Source organism: Nitrospirota bacterium, from assembly GCA_026387665.1.
GTDB lineage: Bacteria > Nitrospirota > Nitrospiria > Nitrospirales > Nitrospiraceae > Palsa-1315.
Genome location: JAPLLG010000003.1, coordinates 1 through 25,393 on the forward strand (window position 1 = coordinate 1; position 25,393 = coordinate 25,393).

At 56.6% G+C, this 25,393-nt stretch carries 17 protein-coding genes, 1 pseudogene and 1 riboswitch; of the genes and pseudogenes, 10 read left to right on the forward strand and 8 right to left on the reverse strand.

The features are described from left to right. The 5 genes and pseudogenes from NT179_00710 to NT179_00730 form a co-directional block, all read left to right on the forward strand. Positions 1 to 1,398, forward strand: a 1,398-nt coding sequence (locus NT179_00710) for an RHS repeat-associated core domain-containing protein (GenBank protein ID MCX5720537.1), incomplete at its 5' end; no start/stop codon positions are given. Between the two features lie 132 nt (positions 1,399 to 1,530). After that, the gene (locus tag NT179_00715) at positions 1,531 to 2,028 is read left to right on the forward strand and encodes a hypothetical protein (GenBank protein MCX5720538.1); all 498 of its coding nucleotides are present in this window, start codon (positions 1,531 to 1,533) and stop codon (positions 2,026 to 2,028) included. A gap of 139 nt (positions 2,029 to 2,167) precedes the next feature. Continuing rightward, positions 2,168 to 3,161: pseudogene (locus tag NT179_00720) on the forward strand (IS481 family transposase). A gap of 192 nt (positions 3,162 to 3,353) precedes the next feature. After that, entirely contained in the window at positions 3,354 to 3,941 is a 588-nt protein-coding gene (locus tag NT179_00725) for a type II secretion system protein (GenBank protein MCX5720539.1), read from the forward strand. A gap of 125 nt (positions 3,942 to 4,066) precedes the next feature. Next, positions 4,067 to 4,534, forward strand: a complete 468-nt coding sequence (locus NT179_00730; protein ID MCX5720540.1) for a type II secretion system protein — start codon at positions 4,067 to 4,069, stop codon at positions 4,532 to 4,534. 233 nt (positions 4,535 to 4,767) lie between these two features. Here NT179_00730 and NT179_00735 read toward each other — a convergent pair whose 3' ends face one another. Beyond that, complete coding sequence (locus NT179_00735; protein MCX5720541.1) at positions 4,768 to 5,202, reverse strand: DUF5069 domain-containing protein; 435 nt, start codon at positions 5,200 to 5,202, stop codon at positions 4,768 to 4,770. A 102-nt stretch (positions 5,203 to 5,304) separates the two neighbouring features. On the opposite strand from NT179_00735, the gene NT179_00740 reads away from it, so the two are divergent. From NT179_00740 to NT179_00760, 5 genes are all read left to right on the forward strand, one after another. Next, positions 5,305 to 5,940, forward strand: a complete 636-nt coding sequence (locus tag NT179_00740) for a peroxiredoxin (GenBank protein ID MCX5720542.1) — start codon at positions 5,305 to 5,307, stop codon at positions 5,938 to 5,940. Positions 5,941 to 6,129: 189 nt separating this feature from the next. Then, the gene (locus NT179_00745; GenBank protein ID MCX5720543.1) at positions 6,130 to 6,543 is read left to right on the forward strand and encodes a hypothetical protein; all 414 of its coding nucleotides are present in this window, start codon (positions 6,130 to 6,132) and stop codon (positions 6,541 to 6,543) included. Between the two features lie 138 nt (positions 6,544 to 6,681). Further along, positions 6,682 to 7,920 (forward strand): TolC family protein, encoded by a 1,239-nt coding sequence (locus NT179_00750; GenBank protein MCX5720544.1) that lies wholly within the window; start codon positions 6,682 to 6,684, stop codon positions 7,918 to 7,920. 20 nt (positions 7,921 to 7,940) lie between these two features. Further along, on the forward strand, positions 7,941 to 9,122 hold the full coding sequence (locus tag NT179_00755; protein ID MCX5720545.1) for an efflux RND transporter periplasmic adaptor subunit: 1,182 nt from the start codon (positions 7,941 to 7,943) through the stop codon (positions 9,120 to 9,122). 1 nt (position 9,123) lies between these two features. Continuing rightward, entirely contained in the window at positions 9,124 to 12,213 is a 3,090-nt protein-coding gene (locus tag NT179_00760; GenBank protein MCX5720546.1) for a CusA/CzcA family heavy metal efflux RND transporter, read from the forward strand. Here the strand turns inward: NT179_00760 and NT179_00765 are convergent. From NT179_00765 to NT179_00795, 7 genes are all read right to left on the reverse strand, one after another. Next, the gene (locus NT179_00765; protein ID MCX5720547.1) at positions 12,202 to 14,388 is read right to left on the reverse strand and encodes a radical SAM protein; all 2,187 of its coding nucleotides are present in this window, start codon (positions 14,386 to 14,388) and stop codon (positions 12,202 to 12,204) included. The genes NT179_00760 and NT179_00765 overlap by 12 nt on opposite strands. Before the next feature lie 75 nt (positions 14,389 to 14,463). Continuing rightward, positions 14,464 to 14,817, reverse strand: coding sequence for a flagellar basal body protein (locus NT179_00770; GenBank protein MCX5720548.1), 354 nt, complete (start codon positions 14,815 to 14,817; stop codon positions 14,464 to 14,466). Between the two features lie 100 nt (positions 14,818 to 14,917). After that, a riboswitch (cyclic di-GMP riboswitch) is annotated at positions 14,918 to 15,011 on the reverse strand. Between the two features lie 142 nt (positions 15,012 to 15,153). Continuing rightward, positions 15,154 to 16,308 carry a GNAT family N-acetyltransferase gene (locus NT179_00775; protein MCX5720549.1) on the reverse strand — a complete coding sequence of 385 codons (1,155 nt, stop codon included), beginning with the start codon at positions 16,306 to 16,308 and terminating at the stop codon, positions 15,154 to 15,156. 10 nt (positions 16,309 to 16,318) lie between these two features. After that, positions 16,319 to 16,744 (reverse strand): peptide-methionine (R)-S-oxide reductase MsrB, encoded by a 426-nt coding sequence (msrB, locus tag NT179_00780; protein ID MCX5720550.1) that lies wholly within the window; start codon positions 16,742 to 16,744, stop codon positions 16,319 to 16,321. Positions 16,745 to 17,430: 686 nt separating this feature from the next. Next, entirely contained in the window at positions 17,431 to 17,859 is a 429-nt protein-coding gene (locus tag NT179_00785) for a DUF1810 domain-containing protein (protein MCX5720551.1), read from the reverse strand. Between the two features lie 513 nt (positions 17,860 to 18,372). Continuing rightward, positions 18,373 to 19,140 carry a hypothetical protein gene (locus NT179_00790; GenBank protein ID MCX5720552.1) on the reverse strand — a complete coding sequence of 256 codons (768 nt, stop codon included), beginning with the start codon at positions 19,138 to 19,140 and terminating at the stop codon, positions 18,373 to 18,375. After that, the gene (locus tag NT179_00795) at positions 19,061 to 25,354 is read right to left on the reverse strand and encodes a hypothetical protein (GenBank protein MCX5720553.1); all 6,294 of its coding nucleotides are present in this window, start codon (positions 25,352 to 25,354) and stop codon (positions 19,061 to 19,063) included. Before NT179_00795 ends, NT179_00790 begins: the two co-directional genes overlap by 80 nt. Positions 25,355 to 25,393 lie beyond the last annotated feature (39 nt).

A 25,393-nucleotide genomic window follows, 5' to 3' on the forward strand; every position in this document is an offset into this window, starting at 1 on the left:
ATCACTCAAGGCGAGACCATCACGACGTTCGTCTATGACGGGGATGGGGGCCGAGTGAAGAAGATCGTCGGCAGCACCACGACGCGCTATATCAGCAAGCTCTACGAGTGCGACAACACGAACTGCACGCGCTTTATCTGGGCGGGGAGCATCCGCATTGCGACCATCGCCAGCAACGGCACCATCAACTACTGGCATGGGGATCATCTCGGCTCCAGCAGTGTGATTACCGACGCAACGGGCAACAAGGTCCAGACGGTCACGTACTATCCCTACGGCGGGACCAACAGGAACCAGAGTCCGGGCAATCCCGCGATCGATGTGCCCTACAAGTACACGGGCAAAGAACTCGACAGCACCGGCCTCTATTACTACGAAGCTCGGTACTACGATCCCACGCTGGGCCGGTTCATCAGCGCAGATACGATCGTGCCGAACCCGCGAGATCCGCAGAGTCTGAATCGGTACTCTTACGTCGAAAATAATCCGCTCAGATATACGGACCCAACGGGACATTTTAGTATTGGGAAAATCTTCAGAAGTGTGACCCAGAGCATCACTAAGAGCGTATTTGCCAGAGTCGCAGGCTGGGCGATCTGTCCCATGTGCATGCAGTATGTGGATCAGGCCACGCAAAGGTATGCAATTACTGGAACTGCGATTATGGGCTCGATTGCAGTTCCTCCTGTAGTGTCAGGCTGGGCAGGAGGGGGCGTTTTTGGAGGAATACTCGGTGGTGCAGTGGGAGGTGCCGTGGGGTCGGCTTCAGGCGGAGAGATCTCACTGGAAGGTATTGGGAAGGGCGCGCTTTCTGGATCGCTGGCTGGAGGAATTCAGGGATATTATGGTAACACGTGGAGTGCACAAAGAGTTCTAGCATCAACATTGGCAGGAGGAGCCTCTTCAGCCCTAAGAGGCAAGTCGTTTATCGAGGGAGCGGCTATAAGCCTGGCAACGTCAGGTACAGCTATGGCTGCGGCGGGAATGCGTGTTGAGATGATCGCATCGTCTATGAAGAATGTAGATAACGCGAGCGGCGTCAGTGTGGGCTACCTTGGAGATGGATTTAAGCTGGGAGGAGGGCGTTGGGTTGAAGGCCTGCTGTCAGCTGACCAGCCTCTAAGTCCATTAGGTGGTATGCAAGGACAAGAAGGCTCACTCTTATGGTTTTCATACTCACCCGGCTCAATAGCAGACCGTGCGGTCGAAGCCTATGCAGGACCTCACGATTGGTTCAATTCTGGTTACTGGTACAACGAATCAGGAAATGCAATCAATCCCCAAGGGATTCATGCGGTTTTTGGGGAGGTACTCAACGCAGCGAATGTATTGGTTGTGACTCCAATCGTCGCCGGTTCAGTCATATCAAACTATGCGCCATATATTCCGCTACGCTAAAACATGATGGCGGGTGAGCTGTTTTGCATGAAGCGATTTCCACGAGTCGGGAGTCTGGCTGCAGCTCTGCTCCTCGCTCACTACTTGCTGATGCTGGGAGCTTGCCTTCAAAGCTCAGATGGAAAGTATTCTATGGCCATGGAGGACACTAACTTTACCGATTCGGCACAGTGCCCAACCCTTGGTGGAAGATACCTGGCAATAGGAATCGCAACGCCAGGGATGCCGGATTACTTCAGGGTAAGATCGCGAAAGCTAGGTCTTGATACGATGCTCGCAATAGACCTTACCGTCGATCAACAGAGGCGCATCGAATATGTCGAGCTCATTCAGAATGATGGAGAGTTAGAGTTTGTCTTCCATGATCAGGAGGGGAATGAAATTCGCAAGCGTCCCAGCACCCAGGCGGCCCGTATTAGCTGCGCGAGGGAGGCTGTAATTATCGCGAGATCGCGAGCCGTGACTGGTGAAGGGGTCCGGGCCAACATGCTCACTCACCATTGGGTCAGGATACTCAAAAATGGGGACCTTCTTGTGAGGGTGGAAATCGCCGGAAACAGCAAAAGCTTCATATTCAGTTGGCAAAACAAACCAGAGCAATACGAAGCTATTTTCCAGCGATACAAGTGAAGCAGATCGAACGGCGGTCCAACCGGAGGGCGGGTCCTAGAATAGGGCTGAAACCCTGGACGTAAAGAACCGGGGTGGGATCTTGCAATCGTACATTAGGTGTATGATTCGCACACATCGTTTCAATTAAACTAGGGCGATGGACTCCGAAATTCGTAGGCGACTTCGTTGGGTACAGCTCTATCAGCAAACAGGCAACGCAGGCCTGGTGTGTCGACGGTGCGGAGTCTCCCGCCCCACACTCCGGAAGTGGGTACGCCGGTTTCATGAGGCGGGGGAGGCGGGTCTCCTCAGTCACAATCGCCGCCCCGTACGGTCACCCAATCGACGTGTGTTCGAGAAGGAGCGCATGTTGATTCTCAGCTTATGAGCCGAGCGGAAGCTGGGGGCACGACGCATTCAGAGTGAACTACGGCGCCATCATGACCTCAGGCTCTCGTTAGACTCGATTCACAAAGTCCTGGCCATCAGTCAGGTACCCCCGCTGGTGCGCCCGGCTCGCCGGAAGCCACTACTTCGGTACGTTCGGCCCATTCCCGGGGACCGCGTGCAACTCGACACCTGCAAGATTGCTCCGGGATGCTATCAGTACACCGCGGTTGACGATTGTACGCGTTGTCGGGTGCTGGCGATCTTTCGTCGACGCACGGCGGCCAGTACGCTGGCATTCTTGGAGCGCGTCCTGGAGGAGATGCCGTTTCCTGTGCAGCGGGTTCAAACCGACCGAGGCCGGGAATTATTCGCGGTGTCGGTCCAACAGTGGCTGATGGACCATTGCATCAAATTCCGTCCCATCAAGCCCGCCTCACCGCACCTGAATGGCAAAGTGGAGCGCTCCCAGAAGACCGATCGAGAAGAATTCTGGGTGGTTGCTGATCTGAACAGCCCTGGACTGGAATTGCGATTGGCCGAGTGGCAACACTACTACATACAACTGGGATCGGCCTCACGGATCGCTGAACGGCCAGACACCTATCGAGAGGTTACACGCGAAGAGTGAGGACACGCCGTTTTAGAATGAAGTTGAAGCCAAGTACGATCCTGGTATCGAGCGATTCCAGGTGGCTCACTACCAGACAGATTTGGCGCTCCGGCGACACGCCCAAGCGCAACGCCAGGTCGGAACAAAGTGAAAGGATGTCTACGAATCACACACAGGGTCCCCTTCCGAGTGGATCGTGCGTCCACCACATGGCCGGGAATCTTCAGCCTGCTTGCAGTATCACCACCTAGGCATTATGATCGCCAGTCGCAATGCCTATCAGGAACAGTGCCAAGATCTGATGATTCGGACGGTCCCTTTGTCTCAGGCCCAAGCGAAAAGCATGCTGAATTTCGTTGGCGGAACCTGCCATGGAATCATTTATGGTTTCGTCCCAAGAAGGAAGCTGCATTGTGAGAAGCTGGTGAAAGAATCAGGCGTGACGCTCTTGGAGCTCATGATCACGCTGACCATTGTGATGGTCCTCGCCTCTGTTGCGATGCCGCTCAGCCGCGTGTCGGCGAAACGGACTCACGAAATAGAACTGCGGCAGCACTTGAGGATCATGCGGGCTGCCATCGACACCTTTAAGCTCGAGTGGAATCGCGATGGCGATCTCTTATTGGGGCCAGTCTGCGTGAAGAATAAGCTCACGTGCAAAGATGTGACGAGTGTTTACGGCTATCCGAAGTCGTTGGATATGCTGTTGGGCGTCACGCTAGGTAGTGAGGAGGCGGCGGTCAGGGGGACGACGACGAGGCGCTATCTGAGGCATCTTCCCCTTGATCCCTTGACCGGCAAGGCTGATTGGCTGTTCCGATGTTATAAGGATGCGCCGAACACATTGAGTTGGTGTGGGGAGGACGTGTACGACGTTATGACGCAAAGTCAGGACACGGCATTAGATGGAACGAAGTATCGAGATTGGTAAGCGTGGAGTGCAGGGCTCCGAGAAGTTCACGCTGATCGACCCGATGATTGTCGTCTCGATCAACGGGAGTCTCGGTGCCGGTGTCGCCATATGTTGGTATGCTCATTAGCCGCCAGCAACGAGTCATGAACGAGCGGGGGGTGACCTACCTCATGCTCATGTTCGCGATCGTCCTCATCGGTATTGCTACGACCGCTGCGGCAAAGCAGTGGAAGGTTATCGTCCAGCGGGAGCTTGAGGCGGATCTCTTGGCCAAAGGGATCGAGATTCAGAATGCCCTCGCATTCTATTCCGCGGCGACCAAGGCAGGCCGCGTGATGCCGGGAGAGGTCTACCCCCAGACATTAGCTGATCTCACGAGATTGCCCAAGCCCTTCTTGCGCAAGGTCTATCTTGACCCCATGGGGCATAGAGAATGGGAATATCTTCGCGCGCCGACCGGCGGCATCATGGGGGTCCGAAGCAAGAGCCACGCAAAGCCATTCCGGCAGCATGACTTTCCTCCTGCGGTCCGTCATTTCGAGGGACGTGCCACCTATCATGATTGGGTCTTCCAATACCCGAATCCCTCTTCAGCTGCAGTCGCCCCGTAAGGGGTAGCGGTGGCCTCGGTTGTTTGCCGATGCGGACTTGTGTCGCCGTGACCGCTAACGGATCCGTTCCGCGATTCTACGCGAACTACCCCGCGGACAACCCCTCATCCCCAATGGACGCCCCTAGGTGTGTCGTGGTGCCGACAATGGAGATCCTCTAAAAACGTTGCTTCACCCCTTCTGTTCCCGCGCCAATCCCGCGTTCTTCGCCAGTCTTGCTCATCTCGCGTTTTTCAGAGCCGGTCCTCGTCGAGTTCAATCAAGTCAGACCAGGCGGTCACGTGCGGGAGCGTTGCTACCGGTACGCCTCGTTTCTTTGCCACGTCTTCGAGCCGTTGCTGAAATCTGGCCTTGCCTGCCTCATCCGTCGGTCCGCTGGTCTCGATTCGTTGGTTCCACTGGGTGAGTTCTTCAGGGGGGAGGTTTCGCATGTGCGCCCGCACCCAGTCCAGAATTTCCGCGTCGGTTCCTCCCTCACGCACCCGTTGTTCGAATGCCGAGGCATCGAGCTTGAGGAGGTCGAGCAGGTAGTGGTCGAACCCCACGGTTAAGTAGTTATAGTCTTGAATCTGGCCAGCCTGACGGAGCCGGACCTTGTCGATCATGCGCCCCAAATGGGCGATGTCTCCCAGGCGAATCTTCGGACTCCTCGGATATGGTGCGCTCATTTTGTATTCCTCCTCATCCCTCTTGCACTTCGTCCAGAAAGGACAGTATCGTATTAGAGTTTGCGCTGTCGAGTCATTGGCTTGAATATAAAGGAGGCGACTATGGCAATACGATTGGGAGATGAGGCACCAAATTTTACGGCAGAGACCACCGAAGGGACCATCAACTTTCATGAGTGGCTGGGCGGCGGGTGGGGGATCCTCTTCTCGCACCCCAAGGACTATACCCCTGTCTGCACCACCGAATTGGGGACCGTCGCCAAGATTACGCCGGAGTTCAAGAAGCGGGGCGTGAAGGTCATCGCCGTCAGCGTCGATCCGCTGGATTCGCACAAGGGCTGGATCAACGACATCAATGAGACGCAGCACACCACGATGAACTATCCGATCATTGCGGACCCGGACAAGAAAGTTGCAACCCTCTACGACATGATCCATCCGAACGCCCTGGACAATATGACGGTGCGTTCGGTCTTCATTGTCGGGCCGGACAAGAAGGTGAAGTTAACCTTGACCTATCCTGCCTCATGTGGCCGGAACTTCGATGAACTGCTGCGCGTGATCGATTCGCTGCAGCTGACCTCGAAGTTCAAAGTTGCCACGCCTGCCAACTGGAAGGATGGAGAGGATTGCATTATCACTCCGGCAGTGAACGATGCTGAAGCGAAGACGCTTTTCCCGAAGGGCTTCAAGACTGTGAAGCCGTACCTGCGCTATACCCCGCAGCCGAACAAGTAACGAACGGTTCGATTATCTTCGTGGGCGGGAGAGGCGCAGTGCTTCTCCCGCCCTTGCTGTTTCTAGCGAAAAGAGGCCGGCGGATTGCTGAGGGAGGCGAACTGTGCTAGGGTTTCGGTACTCATGAAACAGATAGGTGTTAAACCCTCTTGCTCCCGCCTGCTGGTCCTACTCTGGGCGTCCCTTTGGATGCTCATCGTTCCACTCGTCCATGTCCATCCCGAGGCGGATCATGCTCATGGGGGTGAGCGCCATGTGCATGGCGGCACCATCCATACGGTGTTCTCCCAGGACCTTGAGTGCGAATATGAGGATGCAGTCCACGACTTGACCTGTCCCGATGCCACGCATCAACATTTACAGTCTTTGGTCCATCCTGGTCATGGACTCAATCATCCTGAGATCGAATTCGCACTGCTGACCGTTCCGGTCGATCGTCCGTTGCCCAAGCCAGGAGTCATGGTTCCAGGATTGCCGATCGTCGAGAACCCCATGGTCCAACCAGCCCTGGTCCTCGATTCGTTCCATCCGGATAGCTCGCACACCATTCTGTTTCTCTCCACTGCGCTGCCTCTACGCGCTCCTCCCTTTCTGTCCCTCTAATCCATTTTCTCGTTTCGTGACGACTCAATAACGCAGGCGATTTCCGGCAGATGCCGGTGAGGCTGTGCCGTTCCGTATTTTCGACCGGAGGTCGGAGGTCAGGAAGGCCGCTTTAGCCTGCGAAGGGAGGGGCAAGCGATGATTCGTCAACTGATCGGGTGGCTGGGGATTCTGGCTCTGAGTACGTCCGGCCTTGCAGTGGCCGGCGAGCCCAGTTCCACTCATACATTAAGCACCGTGCTGGAATTGGCCCTTGCGCACAATCCGGCCATGGCAGGGGCTCAGGGAACGATGAGCCAAAGTCGCGGCCAGCAAGTCGCAGCTGGGGCCTATCTCAATCCGTCGATTTCAGGCGCAGCAGGGCGAGGGGCCATTCGAGACCCAAGCAATGGGGTCAAGATGACAGAGCGAACGGTGACGGTTGAGCAGCCGCTGGAATGGCAGGGGAAACGCCGCGCCAGACAGCAGGCGGCGGATGCAGGAGCGGCAGGGGCCAGCGCCGCGATGGAGGAAACGCGCCTCAACGTGATTGCCGAGGCGAAGATCGCCTTTTACCAGGTGTTGCTTGCGCAACGGGATGTCGAGTTGGCAGGCCAGCATCTGACGATGGTCGAAGAGGTCTTGAAAGCCGTAAAGGCTCGTGCTGCTGCGGGCGATGCCACAGTCTTTGAAACGATGAAGGCCACCGTCGAGGTGCAGAAGGCCAAAAAAGAGGTCGCCCGTGCCCAGAATGCCTTGGTGGTGGTGAGGGCCAAGTTAGATATGGTGACGGCCGGCATGTTGGGCAATCAATTTTCCATCCAGGGCGATTTCGAACCGGTCCGGCAGGGGCTTGATCTGGACGTGCTGGCAGCTCGTGCGATGGAGCAACATCCAACGCTTCGACGGCTGAGCAAGCTGGTCGAGCAGGCGCAGTTCAGTGCGACGTTCGAGCGGGAGTCGAGGGTGCCGAACGTCACGGTGCAAGGGAGCTATCATCGTGAAGCAGGGGATGAGTCGGTCACAGCGGGGCTCAGCGTTCCCCTGCCTCTCTGGTATCAGCGTCAGGGAGAGATCGAGAGCGCGCTCGGGGCCAGGCATCGCGCCGAGGCAGAGCGGCTGCGGGCTCAAAACGAAATTACCCAGGCCATCACGCAACATGTGCAGGATGTCCGCACCGCGAACGAGCAACTACAAGTATTCGAGACCGGGTTATTGAAACAGGCGGAACAGACGCTCCGGGTCGCGCGGGTCAGTTTTCAGCAGGGAGCCGCGAGCCTTCTGGACCTGCTCGATTCCCAGCGGGTCTACAGACAAACATTGCTGGAGTACGTTCAGGCCCGTGCGGACCTCTCTATCGCCCTCGCCAGGCTTGAGCGGGCTGTCGGTGGCGTGTGACGATTCAGAAGGAGCCAGACATGAGCGTTAAATGGATAGCAGAGACCGCCTGTATGTTGGCGCTAGGCCTGCTCGTCGCGGCCTGCGGCGATCGAGGAACTGAGCCGACGATTCAGCAGTCAAAAGCGAGTCCGCAGGCAAGCGTTCCTCGCAGCAATATTATTCAGGCTCCGGCATCCGTGCAGGACCGGTTGCGGACCGAGAAGGCGGCAGCCCATGTGGTGCCGGAAGTGGTGACGGCTCCGGGAGAAGTGTCGCTGGACCTGAAACAGGTCGCCAAGATTACGTCCAGGCTGGAAGGGCAGGTCCAGTCCGTCCAGGTTCAGCTGGGCGATCGCGTCACGCGGGATCAGCCCCTGCTGGCCATCGAGAGTATGCGCTTGGATGAATTGGTACAGGAATATCTCGTGACTAAAGCCCAGGCTGATGTCGCAGAGAGCGGGTACAAGCGGACGAAGAAGTTGTGGGCCGATCAGATCGTGACGGAGCGACGATTGGTTGAAGAGCGAGGCCGTTCGATCGAAGCGCAGGCTCGCCATCAACATGTGCGCGAGAAACTGCTGAACATGGGCATGACGACAGAGGAGCTCCATCAGTTGGAACATGGAAGCCATCAAGAAGGCCATCGCTACACCCTCAAGTCGCCGATCGCCGGCACAGTGGTCGCACAGAATGTGGTGCTGGGGCAGGGAGTCACGCCGGGCAATGAACTATTCGAGATCGTCGATACGAGCCGCGTCTGGGTCTTTGCCAACCTGCCAATCGAACAGGCCCGCAAGTTCAAAGAGGGAGATGTGGGGACCATCCTGTCCAGGGGCGGGGAGCCGGTGACGGCTCCGCTCACCTATCTTGCGCCGGTTGCGGACGAGACCACCCGTACGATCCGTGTCCGCTTCGAAGTCGCGAACCGGCAACAGCATCTGAAACCCCGCGAATATGTGGAGGTGCAGCTGGCCATCGCGAGCGCGCCGGTCTTGGCCGTTCCTGTGTCGGCCCTGACGATGGTGGAGAATGTGCGCGCCGTCTTCGTGCAGCGCGAAACTGGCTATGCCTTCGTGCCGGTCGAAGTCGGCCGCGAAGGAGGGGGCTGGGCTGAAGTGAAGAAAGGGCTGACGGGAGGCGAGCTGGTCGTGGTGGATGGGGTCTTCGATCTGAAGAACGTGTTATTGAAAGAACATATCGGGTCCGGAGAGGGAGGGTAAGATGGAACGGCTCTTCACGCTCTCGCTGCGCTATCGGTTCTTCACCCTGGTGGCGATGGGTCTCGTCATCGTCATCGGCCTCTGGTCCTTCATGCACCTCACTATCGATGCCATGCCGGATCTGACGCCGGTGCAGGTCCAGATCCTGACCCGTTCCCCAGCGCTTGGTCCGGTTGAAGTGGAACAGTTCATCACCTTTCCCATCGAAGCGTCGCTGAGCGGACTGCCTGCTTTGCGTGAGCTCCGTTCCGTGTCGCGCTACGGCCTCTCGGTGGTGACGGCGATTTTCGACGATCGGACGGACGTTTACCGGGCGAGACAGTTGGTCTCGGAGCGGCTGACCCGCGCGATGGAACGGATCCCTGCCGAGTATGGCCGCCCGATCATCGGACCTCTGACGACCGGATTGGGCGAGGTCTATCAGTTCACGTTGAAAGGCAAGGGCTACAGTCCCATGGCGCTCAGGACGCTCCTCGAATGGGAGATCGGGATGAGGCTGCGGGCTGTGCCTGGCGTGGTGGAAGTGAATATTTGGGGAGGAGAACCCCAACAGTTTCAAGTCGTGCTGGACCCGGCAAAGCTTCAGTCCTTCAACCTGTCGCTGCGGCAGGTGTTCGAGGCGCTCGAACGGAACAATGCCATCGCGGGTGGCGGCTATATCGAACGTCAGAGGGAGCAGTTGCTCATTCGCGGCGAAGCCTTGGCGACACAGGTCTCGGACCTTGCGAGGATCGTGGTGGCGCATGGGCCTGGGGGAGTCCCGATCTACATTGCAGACCTCGCCGAGGTGAAGGAAGCCTCGGCGCTCCGCATCGGCGCTGCGACGGTGATGGGCGAGGGAGAAACCGTCATCGGGATGGTGCAGATGCTGGCGGGCGAGAATGCGCAGCAGGTTGTCGAGCTGGTGAAGACCAGAGTGAAGGAGATTGAAGCGACTCTGCCTCCCGGCGTGACCGTTGAACCCTACTATGACCGAACCCTGTTGGTCTCGAAGGTGATCCAGACGGTCCGGAATAATCTGTTCGAGGGAGGACTCCTTGTCATTGCCGTGCTGTTTCTTTTTCTCGGCGATCTTCGCGCCGGCGTGATCGTGGCCTCCGCTATCCCCCTGTCGATGTTGATCGCATTCAGCGGGATGATGCAGGCGGGGCTCTCCGGCAATTTGATGAGCCTCGGCGCCATCGACTTCGGTTTGCTCGTGGATGGTTCGGTCGTGATGGTGGACAATATCCTCCGGCGATTGGCGAAGAAGGGCGTGATGAGCCAGGAGGAACGGTTGAACGAGATTTTAGCGGCAGGCCGCGAGGTCCTACGCCCCATGGCCCTCGCCGTGGGCATCATTATTCTTGTCTATGTGCCGATCCTGACTCTGACCGGCATCGAGGGAAAGATGTTCCGTCCCATGGCCTTGACCGTCATCCTGGCCCTGGCAGGTTCGCTGCTCCTCGCTGTGACTGTCACTCCGCTGCTCGCCTTTTGGTTTGTGCGGGCGAGGCCTGGACAGGAGTCTACGCCTCTGATCGGCAAGCTCTGCCGGGTCTACGAGCCCTGTCTCAGGTGGGCGATGGCTCGCCCGGCTCTGGTGGTGACGCCGACGGTCGGTCTGTTTGTCGTGAGCCTCGGATTGAGCGCCTGGCTCGGCATCGAGTTCGTGCCTCGCCTCGACGAAGGGGATATGGCGATTCAACTCTGGCGATTGCCCAGCGCGTCTCTGAGCGAATCGGTCAAGGGAGCGTTAGACGTTGAGCGGGCGCTGCGCAAATTTCCCGAGGTCGTGAATGTCGTGACCAGAACAGGAAGTCCTGAGGTGGCGACCGACGTGATGGGCGTGGAGTTGTCGGACGTCTTCGTGATTCTCAAACCGCAGCAGGAATGGACGACGGCTGGGACGCGCGAAGACCTGATCGCTAAGATGAAGCCGGCCATTCTGGATGCGGTGCCTGGCGTCGGTCTCGGATTTACGCAACCGATCGAGATGCGTTTCAACGAGTTGATTGCCGGGACTCGCTCCGATCTTGCGGTCAAGATTTTCGGTCCGGATCTGGAGGTCCTCAAGCAACAGGCTGAGGCAGTGGCCCGCGTGCTGGAAACCGTGCGGGGCGCAGCGGACGTCAAGGTCGAGCAGGTGGCGGGGCTGCCTCTTTTGCGAGTGATTGTGGACCGGGAACAGATCGCCCGGTATGGACTCACGGCAGACGAAGTGCTGACCCTCGTGCAGACCACCCGTGTGGGCCATGTTGTCGGCACAGTGGTTCAGGGCCCCAGGCGGTTCGATCTTGTCGTGCGGTTAGCCGATAGCGCCTCGGCCGATCCTGCCTCGTTGGGCAATCTGCTCCTCCCCACCGCTCATGGTGAGCTTGTGCCGCTGTCCCGCGTGGCAACTATTCGAGTCGATACGGGACCGGCTCAGATCAGCAGGGAACATGTGCAGCGACGGATCGTGGTGGAGAACAACATCCGTGGAAGGGACTTGGGTAGCTTCGTGGCCGAGGCTCAGAAAGCCGTGGTACGGGAGATCTCTCTCCCGACCGGGTACGAACTGACGTGGGGAGGACAGTTTCAGCATCTTCAGGAGGCGACCAGCCGGTTGGCCTTGGTCGTGCCGGTCACGCTCCTCCTGATTCTGGGGGTCCTGTCGGTCATCTTCGGAGCCATGCGTCCGGCTCTGCTGATTTTCCTCAACGTCCCCTTGGCCCTCTCCGGAGGCATCGTGGCCCTATGGCTGCGGGGTTTGCCTCTCAGTATTTCAGCGGTCATCGGATTTATTGCCCTGTTTGGCATTGCCGTGCTCAATGGGGTGGTGCTGGTCAGTCACATTAGGCAGCTTGAAGCAGAAGGGCTTCCGACCGATCAGGCTGTCATGCAGGGGTCTATGGATCGGCTCCGGCCTGTGTTGATGACGGCGCTGGTCGCCAGCCTTGGCTTTCTCCCCATGGCGGTGGCCACCAGTATGGGAGCAGAGGTTCAGCGGCCCCTCGCCACAGTCGTGATCGGAGGCCTCTTCACCTCGACGATCTTGACCTTGCTGGTCATCCCGGCTCTCTACGGTCGGATCACTCGCAATGGGTCAGGTGTGATGTCAGACGAGTAGTAGGCCAGCGGTCCGGACTTTTTCCCAGGAGGCTGTGCCGAGGAAGGCTTCAAACTCTTTTGCTGTCCCTGGAAATGTCGCTCTCTCTTCCTTGAGCAATGGGTAGGGGCGAGAGGGGTTGTTGTGAGGGGTGGAGCGCCGAATCAGATCCTCAAGCCACTGGGCCTGTTGGGTGGAGAGGGTGAGGGCCTGATCGCTGGTCCGGCCCGGCAAAATGATCCTCGTTTTTCTTCCAATCGGTTCACAGACCGGTTGGCCTCCTAGCCAGACGAATCGTCGTTCTGCCTGCGGGTTGTCTTCGATGATTCTGCTCTTGAGGAGCTTTTGTATCCAGGTGGGGGAGACTCGTGGCTTTGGCACGGAATGGTCGAACCATTGGCGCAGGTCGAGGGTGAGACCGCGTCCTTCCAGATAATTGAGCATCGACCGTCGGAGCCCCTCTCCGAGCCATTCCGGCGTCTTACTCCGTCGATCCTCATGTTGGAGATCGTTCTCCGCAAAACCCTGAAACTCCGGTCCGAGAATACGCAGACCATGGGCGGCAGGCTGGAGGCCGATCGGGCTATGGGCCGTGGCGGTAAAGCGATGCCAAAAAGCGGACTGAATGAGGCCCGCTTTCACCAACTGCCTCACTCGCTCCAACGAGTCCACCGTTTCCTGAACCGTCTCAGAGGGGCAGCCGTACATGAGGTAGGCATGGATGAGTATGCCCGCCTCTTTGAACGAGGTTGCGACTAGCGCGGTCTGATCGACGGTAATGCCTTTTTTGATTTTCTCCAGCAGACGGTCTGAGGCTGCTTCGAGTCCTGCCGTCACGGCGATGCAGCCTGAGGCGGCCAGGAGACGGCAGAGGTCTGGCGAGAAGGCTTCTTCAAAGCGAATATTGCCCCACCATGAAATTGTGATGCCCCGTTCCAGCAGCGCCAAGGCCAACGATTTTAAGGCAGCGGGAGGGGCAGCCTCGTCGACGAAGTGGAATCCCCGGCAGCCTGTCTCGGCAATCAGTTGTTCGATCTGCTGGATGAGCCGGTCGGTCGGCGTCATTTCGTAGCGGCTGATGTAAGTGAGCCCGACGTCACAAAACGTACATTGCTTCCAGTAACAGCCATGGGCGACCGTGAGTTTGTTCCAATGACCTTCCGACCAGAGACGATGCATCGGGTTCGTGCTGTCCAGGATCGTGAGGTATCGACTCAAGTCCAGGCCACGATAGGTTGGACAGCCGACCTCACCCATGCTGAATTCCGGATCAGATGTCTTATTCGCAAAAATCACGCGATCCTTCTCCCGATAGAAGGTCCGGCAGAGTTGCTGTCGTGACCTGGCGCCTGCCAGATGTTCGATCAACGACAGCAGCGGCCGTTCCCCGTCGTCGAGCGTGACGTAATCGACATAGTCGAACACGCGGGGATCTGACAAACGACGTAGCTCCGTGTTGGCATAGCCTCCGCCCAGGGCAATGGCGAGATTCGGCCTCCGGCTCTTGATCGAGTGGGCGATGCGAAAGGCCCCATAGAGGTTTCCGGGAAAGGGGACTGTGAGGGCGATGAGGGTTGGATTGAAACGGTCGAGATGTTGCCATAAGGATTCGAGCATGAATCGATCCGTCAGAGTCGGAGGGATGGCGATCGCGTCGATGACGGTCTCGAACGATGAGGCGGCTCTGGCGATATGTTCGGCGTAGCGGCTCAGGGCAAAATGCGGAGAGACAGTCGCCTGGATCAGATCGGAAAGGTCTTCGAGGTAGAGGGTGGCATATCGTTTGGCGCGATCCTGCTCCGGCAAAGCTCGCAAAGACGACGTTCGTCCTCGATGGCCGGCGAATCGAGGGCCTTGGGGCAGAAAACCTGGACGGGCCAGGAGTAAGGCCAGAGAAGGATTGCGTCCCTGGAGGAATTCGATGACCGGTTCGATCGTGTTCAGATAGGCAGGCTCGATCGCGAGCATCTGTCTGGCTTCACCTGGCAGCTCATCCTCACGCTGGCGTACCTGATCAAATACCGATTGGAGTCCCGATCGACTGAAGATCCGGAGCACCATGTCGATGCCGAGGTCTGCCTGATCGGCGTCAATCCCGCGGCTGCGGAGAAACCCCGTGAGATAGGCCGTGGCCGGGTAGGGCGTATTCAGCTGAGTGAGCGGAGGAATGAGCAGGAGAACGTGTGGGCCAGCCATGGGCTCGACATACCATACTGCCTGAGGGAATGCTACGAGACATTCCCTCGCTGGCTGGCCCTCGCGTTGAAGGGGTTATCGCTTCATGTCCAGAATCGTCCCCAGCATGTCGTCTGCCGTCCTCAGGGTACTGATATTCGCCTCGAATCCACGCTGGGCGATGATCTGGGTGACGGCTTCGTCTGCGAGATTGACGTTCGACAATTCCACCTGGGTGGGACCATGACCGCGGTCGCTCAGGACGGTCGGGCCGGCGGAGTCGTCTTTCCGAACGACGGGACGCACCCCCCCGTTGCTTCCCTCGACAAGATCCGTCTGCGATTTTTTGAATCCGTCGGTGTTGACGTTGGCCACATTATGAGCCGAGACCTCGATTTGTTTCGCATAGGCCGCGACTCCGGACAGGGCAGAATGCATGGCGGATATCATACTGGCACCTCCATGATGAGTCTGAGTAGAACATCAGGTGGCCGCGGGAGAGGAAAGAAGTGAGGGGGTTAGCCGTACAGTTGCGCAGTGCAACCGGTCATGTGGCGGCTAGGCTGACCCTGGAACAACTTCGTTCCTGCTTAGGTCCCTTGGCTTTGCGTCCCACCCTCTCGGATGGTTTGCCCTTTTCACCTGGCGAGTGCTTCCGATAGATCGTGAAGCGCCCGTCTTTTTGCTAGTCCGAGTATAGCACCGATTGGGGTTCAGCACTCGCGGTGAACGGCATGCAATGGTCACCAATGAGATGCAACCAGCACTTGCAAGAGAAGAATTTGCCTAGTCGCTAGGGAGGGTCTGTTGCGCGAGATCGTCGTCGAGGGTTGCCCAGGTGATGCTCTTGGCGACGGTGGCGAAGAGGCGGTGCAGCCAGGGGTGCCGGTGCTGGCAGTAGTTATTGAGAGGAACGAGGCGATGTTCGAGGTCGAGCTTTGCGCGATAGCCGGTTTGGCCGCTTTGAAAGTCGGTTGCGCCGACAGAGGAGGCCCAGATGACCGCTTGCTCCCAAAGGCGAAAGTAGAGGAACCAGGGACCGCTCAATTCATAATCCAGACCGATGAATTTATTGATCACGCGGGGTCCGATGCGAAAACAGAGCATGAAGGCCACGAGCTTCCCTGTCTGTTGGTTCCGCAGCAGGACAAAGTAGGACGTGTCTTCCGCTGCGATGAGTTCGAAAAACTTTGGCGTCAGGTGTTCGAACTTCGTCTTGCCCTTTTCATAGGTCTGCAAGAAAAGCGGGAAGATTTCTTCGAGGAGCGCAGGGCTGGGATGCTGAAGTATCGTCGCGTGAAGTTCGCCGAGCTCTTTGCTGCGCCGGAGCTTCTTGCGAAGGTTGTGGCGGTGGGAGGAGGTGAGGGCCTGCAGATAGGCTTCGAAGCCGCCTGCAGGCAAGGGAAGGCGAGTGCCGGGATAGCTGACCAGTTTGAAGAGGCCCCGGCTGGCGCATAAGGGATCCAGCGCGGCGGACATCGTGTCCGGGAAATCCTTCCAGACGATCATCGGCGCGCCAGCCTGGCGAGCTCGGACCGTGAGTGCGTCATGGAGGATCGGCGCCACGTCAGCCAGCTCTGCTCCAGGGAGCAAGCCGATCGTGCCTTCATCGCTGCAGGGGGAGCCGACGAAGAGGGTCCGTTGATAGCGCAGGCGAGGGATCACCGCTCCGGCGATACGGAGGATCTTGGCAATCGCGGGAGGCGCGACAAGATCGATCGGGACATCCATCAGGAAGGCGGGGGCGATGCCGACCGGCAGGGCGCCTCGCTCAAGAATGGCGTAGGCGAAGGTGAATTGCGATTCCAGGCCGCTCCGCTCGAGCGCCCGATACCACCAGAGTCCCTCAAGGGGCGGGGGGAAACAGCGGTCCCAGAGATCAGAGGGGATCTCCTCTACCGAGGAAACCCAGCGTATGGTTACGGACTCAGTCGGCTGCATCAGCTCTGTCTCATTGCTGCCCTGGGATAAACTTCAACGCCACCCCGTTGATGCAGTAGCGCAGCCCCGTCGGCTTGGGTCCGTCCTTGAAGAGGTGCCCTTGATGTCCTTCGCAGCGGGCGCAGTGGACTTCGGTCCTTGGGAGAATCAATTTGTAATCGGTCGTGGTCTCGATGGCTTCCGGCGCGATCGGTTGCCAGAAGCTGGGCCAGCCAGTGCCGCTGTCGAACTTATGCTCGGATGAAAACAGCGGCAGATCGCATCCGGCGCAGAAATAGATGCCGGCTGTCTTGTTGTCGTGAAAGTTGTTGCTGAAGGGCCGCTCGGTGTTTTCATGCCTTAGGACCCGGTAGGCCTCCGGCGCGAGGAGCTTCTTCCAGTCTTCGTCGGTCTTCACCACTTTGGCAATTGGACCGATGTCAATTTTTTGTGGCATGGGGATTCTCCCTTTCTCGTAGGCCTGCATGGCAAATCAGTCGAATCGCGCGGGCAATCCTTACATAAGGCGTTACGGAAGGGCAAGATGAGGATGCGTGCGGTGGAGACGGTTGCCCCACCGGCTCCGGCACTTCGGCGTGACCACACTACGTTGCTCATCTGCTCGATGCCGAAACTTGTTCCGTTCCTCGCTTCGAGGAAAACGGAACTTCGAACATCGGCATCGCCAGCCGGAGGCTGGTCGCATCTGATCAACAAGTGTGGTGCCCGCGCCTTCGTGCAAGTCGCAGATGGGGCAACCGTCTTCACCGCACTGGGAATGGAGGGAGGAAGGGACCGTGGGTCTCCGCTTCTCCTATGACGTTCGCGCTGAGCCCCAGCCCCGCACTGGGAGAGAGGGTTTCAGAGATCTATCGTGCTCGCGCAAGTCGCAGGCGGGGCAACCGTCTCTGCGCTCGCATGGAAAAGGCGGACTAAAACTAGCAGGGTGTTGAGAAACGATTTGGGACTCAAGGAAACGTGGTGTTCAAGTGGTTGCGAACGGTCCCCCCACTGCCCCGCAGGCTGTTCAAAAAGGCTGTCCAGCAAGGCCGCAGCGAGCGAAGGGGCGAAGCGTACTCTCCGCTGTACGTTGAGCTTCTGAGCGACGCGAGAACGACGCTGGCGGTCTTTTTCAACAGCCTGCTAGTGATGTGCCAGGAGATCAAGGGTCAGTTGGTCGGGCTTGCCGTCGAAGTACTTGAGCAGGGCATCTTTGAAGACCTTGTTGTCGGTGGTCGCGGTCATGAACAGGGTCATGCAGGACCGGAATTTCAGATGGTCCGGATAGCCGAAGATCTCTTCAGCGCTGCGCCCTTCCACATCGAGAACAAGCTGTGTGCAGGCTCTGAGCCTTGGACCTAGGATGGGGTGTTCCAGATAGGCCTTGGCCTCATCGAGAGAGGTGATGGCGAACTTCTGTGCCGTTCCGCTGTGACCGAGACCTTTGATCTGCGGAAAGATGAACCACATCCAGTGACTGGACTTTCTCCCGGCCCGCAGCTCATCAAGGACTGCATCATAGACGTGGTCTTGCTCTTCAAGAAAGCGTTGTAGCTTATAATCGTCAGTCATGGCTCTGCCCGCGCCCCTTTGTCTTCTTCCCTGAGACTGCCACGCGCCGAGAAAGTCAGAATGTCCCCGTTTTTCTCGCCGCGGGGTAGGGAGTTAGGGGCTGAGGAGCTATTTTTGCTCACGGAGCGCGGCGCCCTAGGAAGGAATGAGGAAGGAGCGGCCAGGTGCCCTTCTTGCTCGCGGAACCGAGGAGGGAATGGAGCCTGATGATCTTCTGTGCTCGCGCAACGCGCGGCCTCGGAAGGCCCTCGTTGGACGCGCGCAGTGGAAGATCAATCAGCCCCCCATCCCTAAAGAGATAACAGCAAGGTTGGATGGAGCATGTTTAGCGTTCGACGCGCGCAATCGAGGATCTACCAGTCTCCCTCTAAAGGAGGTAGAGTGAGTACGAATTCGCAACTAAATTAACTGAAGAGGCTATAGAACCCAGATTTCTGTTACACGCTGCGAAATGCTCTGTTGCAGCCCTCCCCCACGTTTCTATTAGAAATTCAGCCCGTTCCTAATCTGATTTTATTTTCGTGCCTTCTTTTTCTTCCCTGATACTTGAGCTTGCGGAACTTCCTTTCGCAACTCAGAGACCACTGCCATAGCCATCTTCACGAATGACTCTAGTTTATCGATGCGATCCTCGATGCGCTTCCTTTCTATCTTGCTCGGGTCAGATGCTTGCAATTCAGCGTCCTCTTGAATAATGACGCGAACTAGAGGGAATTCGGCGCTTTCGTCAACACCAGCGGCGCTAGCAAGGGCGACCCACTCCACGGACTTATTGAGCGAATTTTGTGCGGCCTGTGTTAGGCAATAGCGAATGAGTATTTTTGCCGAATAGTCCAAGCCATCAATAAGCTTTAACCAGGATTTCGTTTCGCTATTGTCTTCAGCATTTTCAGCAGCAGCTCTTACCGAGCTAAAATATCTTGATGTGGTGTTTTCAGGGTCGAGGCTCGCAAGAGTTCTTAGCAGTGGTTCGATTTCCTCAAATGGACGTTTGCCATCTTGCAAGCTGTGCCGATGCTTCCAAAGGTTTAAGATTGCGTCACAACAGACTCGCATCTTCTCTGGTCGCTCCTCAGCGCTGGCTTTCTCCGCATCCTGAATTAGCTCCGCAATGTAATGAGCCATCCATCGGCCGAGAGTATCCACAGACTGATCGATGCCAAGCTCATTCGTCAGTTTTCTGCCAAGTTGAACCGTCGCTTCACAGCGATCTAATAGTACCGTCGACCTTGATGAGGAAGAGCCGTGTGCTTCGCGGGATATATCTGGTGTCGTCATCATTACTCCTTTCCCATCGGGTATATGGCCGGCGACGTTCAATCTCTACTGAGACGATCAGATCCATTCTCAGATGCGACAGGAGCGCTACAGTGAATCCACGAGATGCTTGAAAACGAGATCCGCTTTCGTGACTCGTTTCTTCATCGTCTTTTTCCTGGAACTGCCCCCAAGTTAACGACCACGCTACATCAGTGCATTCACCCTGGATGAACCATCGCCGACGCTCCGTGTCAGAGTTAAGTTTCATAAGGCGCAAGACATAATCGGCAGGTTCAGGAGGGGGATATCTGATATCTCCAGCCCATGTGTCTCGTTCATCTATCCCCCGGTCGCGGGATCGGTCCACAATCCATCCCTTTAGCTGAAACCCATCCTCATCGATTTGCAGTTCATCCTCGGCGTCAGGAATTCGATAGTCATGTGGATTGCCCGCGTTCTGTAAGGCCCTCAGTAAAGCTGCAGAGCGATTAGGCGAAACCAGCGCGCTGCAAACGCTAATGGATTCTTCTCGACGTTCCGACCTCCATATCCAATGGCCCCAAAGATTCATCCGACCGTCAGGCGTGATAAGAATTCGATCAAAGTCTTTCCTCGCGATCGACCAACGCCATTCCTCCGTGTCCTTCGTATCCTTCCACTCTGGCCTTTCAAGTGGCGTCGGATCGCGACGGTCTGCTAGCCATCCCCCGTCCAGACGAGAAAGATCATGGCGTGCGATCCAATTCTGAAACTCATCTTTCGACTCGTCGGGGTCATGATGTACGGGCGTTGTTGCTAGGAGTGTTCCTGCTACCACCATCATCGCATGGTAGGAATGATAGAAGCGCAGGTCGTCTACACGTGGATATGAGCCGTGAGAGTGATAGGCCTCCATATCTCTAAAAATTTTGCGCCGGTGGCGCTCATCTTCATCCCAGCGATTCCCCCCAGATATCTGCCAATCGCTTCTAATTACGCGTAATGCTTCACGTTCGATACTGGTTTGCGACTTGGCAAAACAGCTTCCAAGAGAAGCAAACCAGTACGGCCCCATGTCGATACCGAAATAGAACCGATCTTCCTTGCCTTCGGTATCGTTCTTATCTTTGTCATTGGTTTCCTCGATTTCATGGCGACGATAAGATTTCGATTGGACAGCCGAAAACAGTGATGTGTTGATGGCCGACAGGCGCCGACGCAGGTCAGTCTGCGATGTCAAGAATCCGGCATCCAACAAAGTAAGGAGGGTCCTCTTGGTAAACTCCTGAATGAGGACGTGAGGTTCATTGGCGAACACTAGCTCGATCAAAAAGTCAGCATGTGGGGCGACAAGATCCGGACGATCTTTTACGGCGCGGGTCAATCCGATGAGCAACCATTGCCGTGCGTGCAGTTTATAGAAATGCAATCGGGCGTCATGAAAGGCGTCGGGTGATGCTCCCTTCGCCAGAGTGATGAGATGCTCGAGTACGTTCGCTTGTCCTAACGTGCAAAGTGCTCGGACTACATGTGCAGCTTCCCAGCGCAAACTTGCCCGCGGAGCTGCGAGGCAGCCCCAGATATAGCCAGCTACTGAGCCTTCAATCTCGCTGGGAGGCTCAAGTCTGGGTGCCCACGGCCCATCGCCATCTGTGTCCTCTAGAGCGGGGGCAAATAGATCAAGCCCGAACGAAAGGGCCTCCGACGCTTCATTTTCAGCCAGTTTTGAGGCAAGAAGTCCCACCAGCGTGAACAAGCGGCTCGCATCAGCGATTTCGGCTGTTTCTCCTATGGCGAGAAGAACCACATCGACCACGTCCCCTTCAGGAATTCCAGATAGCTCGCAGGCAGTTTTGAAAGGAAGCATCTCATAGTACCGGCTCTTCGTAATGGCCATGCAGAATCGTCGGCAAAATGTCCTCAGGGTCTGGGCAAGGGCCGCTTTGACTGCGAGCCGGCCTCTCCAGTTCTCGGGGAGCTGTTCAAGAATGTTACGGAAATGAAAGAGGTCGAAATTGGCTACATTCGCAACAGCAGCGATGAATTCGACCTCTTTGCCAACATGCACTCGGCGGCACGCTTCTTTAAAGAAATTCTCATGGTAGTACGGTGGGTCTAAGTCCTTGAATCGCTGATAGGCCTGGGAAATACCATTGACGGTGCTTAGATCAACACCCTCAAAGATTGCGTTCCAATCGCGCTCATCTTTACTTCCTTGACCTATGTGGTAACCGTTCTCTGTCAATTTCCTGGATTGTTCCTCGCGCTCACTCAAAGCGATTCTAGCATCAAGGTCAGGGAGTGTAATGCCGTGCCCGGTTAAGACCTTCTTGAGCTCGCGCCATGTTCCAACACTCTGTTGGTCCAGTGTCATGTAACGGTAGGCGAGCCCAGTCGCCGTCTCCTTTTCAGTCTTGTTTGCGCAGGTCGCCAGGACATTTTTGAGCAAGAGTGGCTCATTCCAGTCCACACGGAAGGTTATCAATGCCAGTGCAATATTTGGGTCGAGGTCGCCACGTGAGAGAAGGAAGTTGACCGCGATTGGCAATATTCGTCCCGCCCACCCGAAACCTCGGTCCCGCCAACGACTGAGGATCGCCAGAGAGGACTTTCCGCATAGACAGGAAATCGCCTCGACAGTGGCTTCCCAGTCAAAATGTTTGTCACGATCGACATAGTCGTAAGTCAGTTCGGCACAACGAGCGAGTCGATATGCCAAAATTGGCTTCGAGGTATTTCGAGAGGCAGCACGATCGGCCAAGTCCAAAAGTGCCCCCCACCGCTCTAAATTTTCGTCACCGATCTTGCTTGCGACTTCCACGGCTTGATTAAAATAAGCAGCGGCTTCTGACCGGCTTACCGTCAAGATTGCTCTGGACAGCTCGACATAGCTGCCCGACTTCGACTCTGCATCTTCGCGCGCACCTTGGATTAGGCCGAAGGCCTTCCCAGCATAGTCGAGCGCGCGCGCTTCCAGCGAGGGGGATCGGGCTGCCAATCGTGCCAGGTGTGTGAGCGTCTTCGTGAACAATGGCCGCTTAAGGCTGCTGATCCACTGCTCGAATTCATCGACCGATGTAGCATCAACGCTATTCGCGGTCAGCAAGGTATCAAACCAGACTCGAGCAATTTCATCGGATGTTTCCGACTGCTCCCGGTAGCTGATCCCTTCTGCCTTCTCATACGAGGCCTTCCGTTCGGCGATAGCATCTGCAAGTTCCGTAGGCGACATCCGACCGACCAAGGTTGCTGCCCATAAACAGTGCCAGGGTAAGAGAGCTCCGATATCTTCTTTGAAGTTCCGGGCATCCTGAGAATCTGAGTGCGACTTTTGGGTTCCCAGTTCTTTTCGGAGCTCGTCATGCGCTAAATCGATCAATTGTATTGATTGTCTGCCAAGTTCTGCTCGCAGTGCGAACGCACGAAGTAGCGGAAACCGCTGCTGGCCATGTCGAGACGAGAGACCTCGTGGAGGTGACGCGGGCAAATAGCGTGTCAGAAGTGCGATCAGCTCGTCGGTTGTGCCAATCGATAGCTTATGTGCAGCTTCTACCAGTGCGGTCACTGCCCGGATAACGTTTTCCTCACTATTCCAGCCACCACTGTCCTTTAGCCTGATGCGTGGATTCATGACCAAGCGGAGAGCACGTTCCACAACTCTCTTGGGAGGTGCTCTATGGACCACATGTAATTCCAATGTAATCGCAAGTACAAGAAACAGGTCGTTCTTAGCGGCTAGCGCCAGCTCATCGAGGTCCTGATATCGGCCATGATCAATAAACCGGCTGGCCAAAGTTCGTCCGACGCGAAACGAGACCTCACGGGGCCGCCATATTCGGAGATCGCGGGCACAGCTACTAGCGCCATGAATGTTGAAAAAGGCGGTCGCCATCTCAAGGATGTCGTTATCAGATAATTCCTCTTTTTGTCGCTCCTCTTTTGAAAGCCTGCTCCAGTTTCGTAGCCATTCGCGGGCCATCCGCAATCTAGACCGTGCGTCACCCAACAGTTCGCTCCGTCCGGACAGCAGCCCAGCTTCATAGGCGTGGTGGGAACCAACCCAACCCGAACCAAATGTCTTTCGCGAAACGAGTTCGTGAATTCGGTCACTCTCCATGAAGACCGCAGCCAAGTCTGTATTCGCTTGAAGAAGCTTGCGCTGCCGTTCATCACCGGCACTTTCGCCGCCAGCCTTCAGTGCTAGCTTAGCTGCATCAGTGTAGCGCTTCGCCCGCAAGCTTGCCTTGAGGGCAAATTGAAGCCGCTGAAGTTCAACATCTCGCCTCTCAACGGGGCTGGTGCTCGGTAGGGCTTGGGAAGACAGCGCGAGCGCCACAAGCTCCGTGAATTGCCCCGCCTCCAGCATGAGTTGCGGTAAAGTGGATGCCACATATGAACTGGTTGAGGCGAGTGGTTTCAGGGTCGCCACAAAAGCCACAAGATCGCCTGTGGTGGGCTTGAACTTATCTCTGAACCACGTCTCGGCGGGCTCATCAAAGAATTGGATCGTGTCACCCGTGACAAGGAGTGGACGCCCGAGATCGAATGCGAAACTCTTGATCGCAGCCTCATGGACCCCCGAGATTGAGGCTAGAACAGACAAAGGAATCAAAGGCCGGAGCGCGGCCAAGCCAGCGCAGATTCTGTTTATTTGTGTCTTCTCGACAGTCCCTACCGCGTCGCGCAGTTTTGCAACGGAAGCATTGAGGAGATTTCCGATCGTGTCTTCGACTGTAGTCGGATTAGGACCGAGAGCGCGGAGAGTATCGTTTAACAGGGCTTTCCACGAAAGCGCCAGCGCTTGAACGCGAGGGTTTTGAGAACTCAAACGATGGAATTCGTCGACATCTTGTTCGGAGGCGTCGATGAAAGCCTGCCGCAAAAGTGTCGCAGTTTCGATGCGACTGAAAGGGTGAAGTTCAAGCCGTAGTGCGTCAGGCGGAGGATCAAGATATTCCTGCCGATGGGTTCTGCACAGTGCGACCAAACGCACCCCCTCTGGCATTTGCTCTCGGAGCAAGTCACGCACGAAAGATCGCACTTCGCCGAATTCTTCTGCCGCCATCTGAGCATTATCCGCGGCGTCGATTATGATGGACAGAAGAGCTTGCGGGTTCTTTGATCTAAGCGAGGCGATGCTTTGCTTTAGACGATAAATGAAAGCTCTCACGTAGTCCGACGGTTCGGCATGAGGGGTGGGAATGAGGAGGTGGCATAGCCCTTTGGCGGCCAGTTCGTTTGCGATTTGAACCAGAGCATCCTTGTGGCGATGCCGATAGCCGCTGGGATTACGGTACTGACCATTGCCAAAGCAGTCATAAAGAACGCTTGATGAGCCAATGGGCAATCCCGATTTGATACGTGTTGCAAAAACCGATTTCCCAACCCCACCGGCAGCGTGAACGATGATGGGAATACCACTCGCTTGCAGGATCGCTTGGAGAAGCTCTGATTCCTGCTCACGCGGCACCGCCTTTTCGAGATCTCTGATAAGGCATGGAGTAGGAAATAGGCGCTTCTCCTCGGTCTTGAGCGCCCGAAGCACATCCAATCTGGTGATCGACGGATTATTGGCACTTCTGGAGAGCGCCTTCTGGGTCACCAATTCCTTCAGTTGAACGGGAGCGTCCACGTCCGCATCGACGAGGTAGCAGCTGATATCTTGGGCCAGTAGGTTCTGTTGATCCCACAGCCCTTCCTGACTTCCTTCAAGTCGAAGAAGCTTGCAAAAGGATGCGAGTGCTGTGCCACTGAGGCATGTGAACCGCTCAAGCTTCTGGAGATTTTTGACGTGTCGTGCCGGAATACCTCCAGCGGCGTCATATATAGCCTCTAGAAATTCGGTATTGATCGGCCGATTCGAAACGAACCAAAACTCCAACTTGCCATTCAGGTCTATTGTATTAGGGTGCTCTTGAAGTGCCTTGTACCGTTCAGCAAATCCCGTTAACGTTTTCTCCAACCCGCTCGGTGTCCACGCCTCATTCGCCCTCAGTGTTGAATGCTTAAGCTGGATGTAGCGGATCAGTGTTGCTCGTTCACGATGCTCACTCCCGTAATACTCACCGACGTCAATTAGCTCTTCGCCGGTTGTGATGCGATCTTCCGCCGCTTCCTCAGATGGCGATGCGCCCTCGATCGTAATCGCTTTCAAGCTGGCAACGGGCGAAAGGAGAAGCAGGCAACGGCGGGCGGCCCACCAATAGTGGAACTGATCACCGTCTCGGCTTGGACCGACTAGATTAATTTTGGCCATCTGAAGTCACTCTTCTCACAAGTAGTACCACCCGCGTGA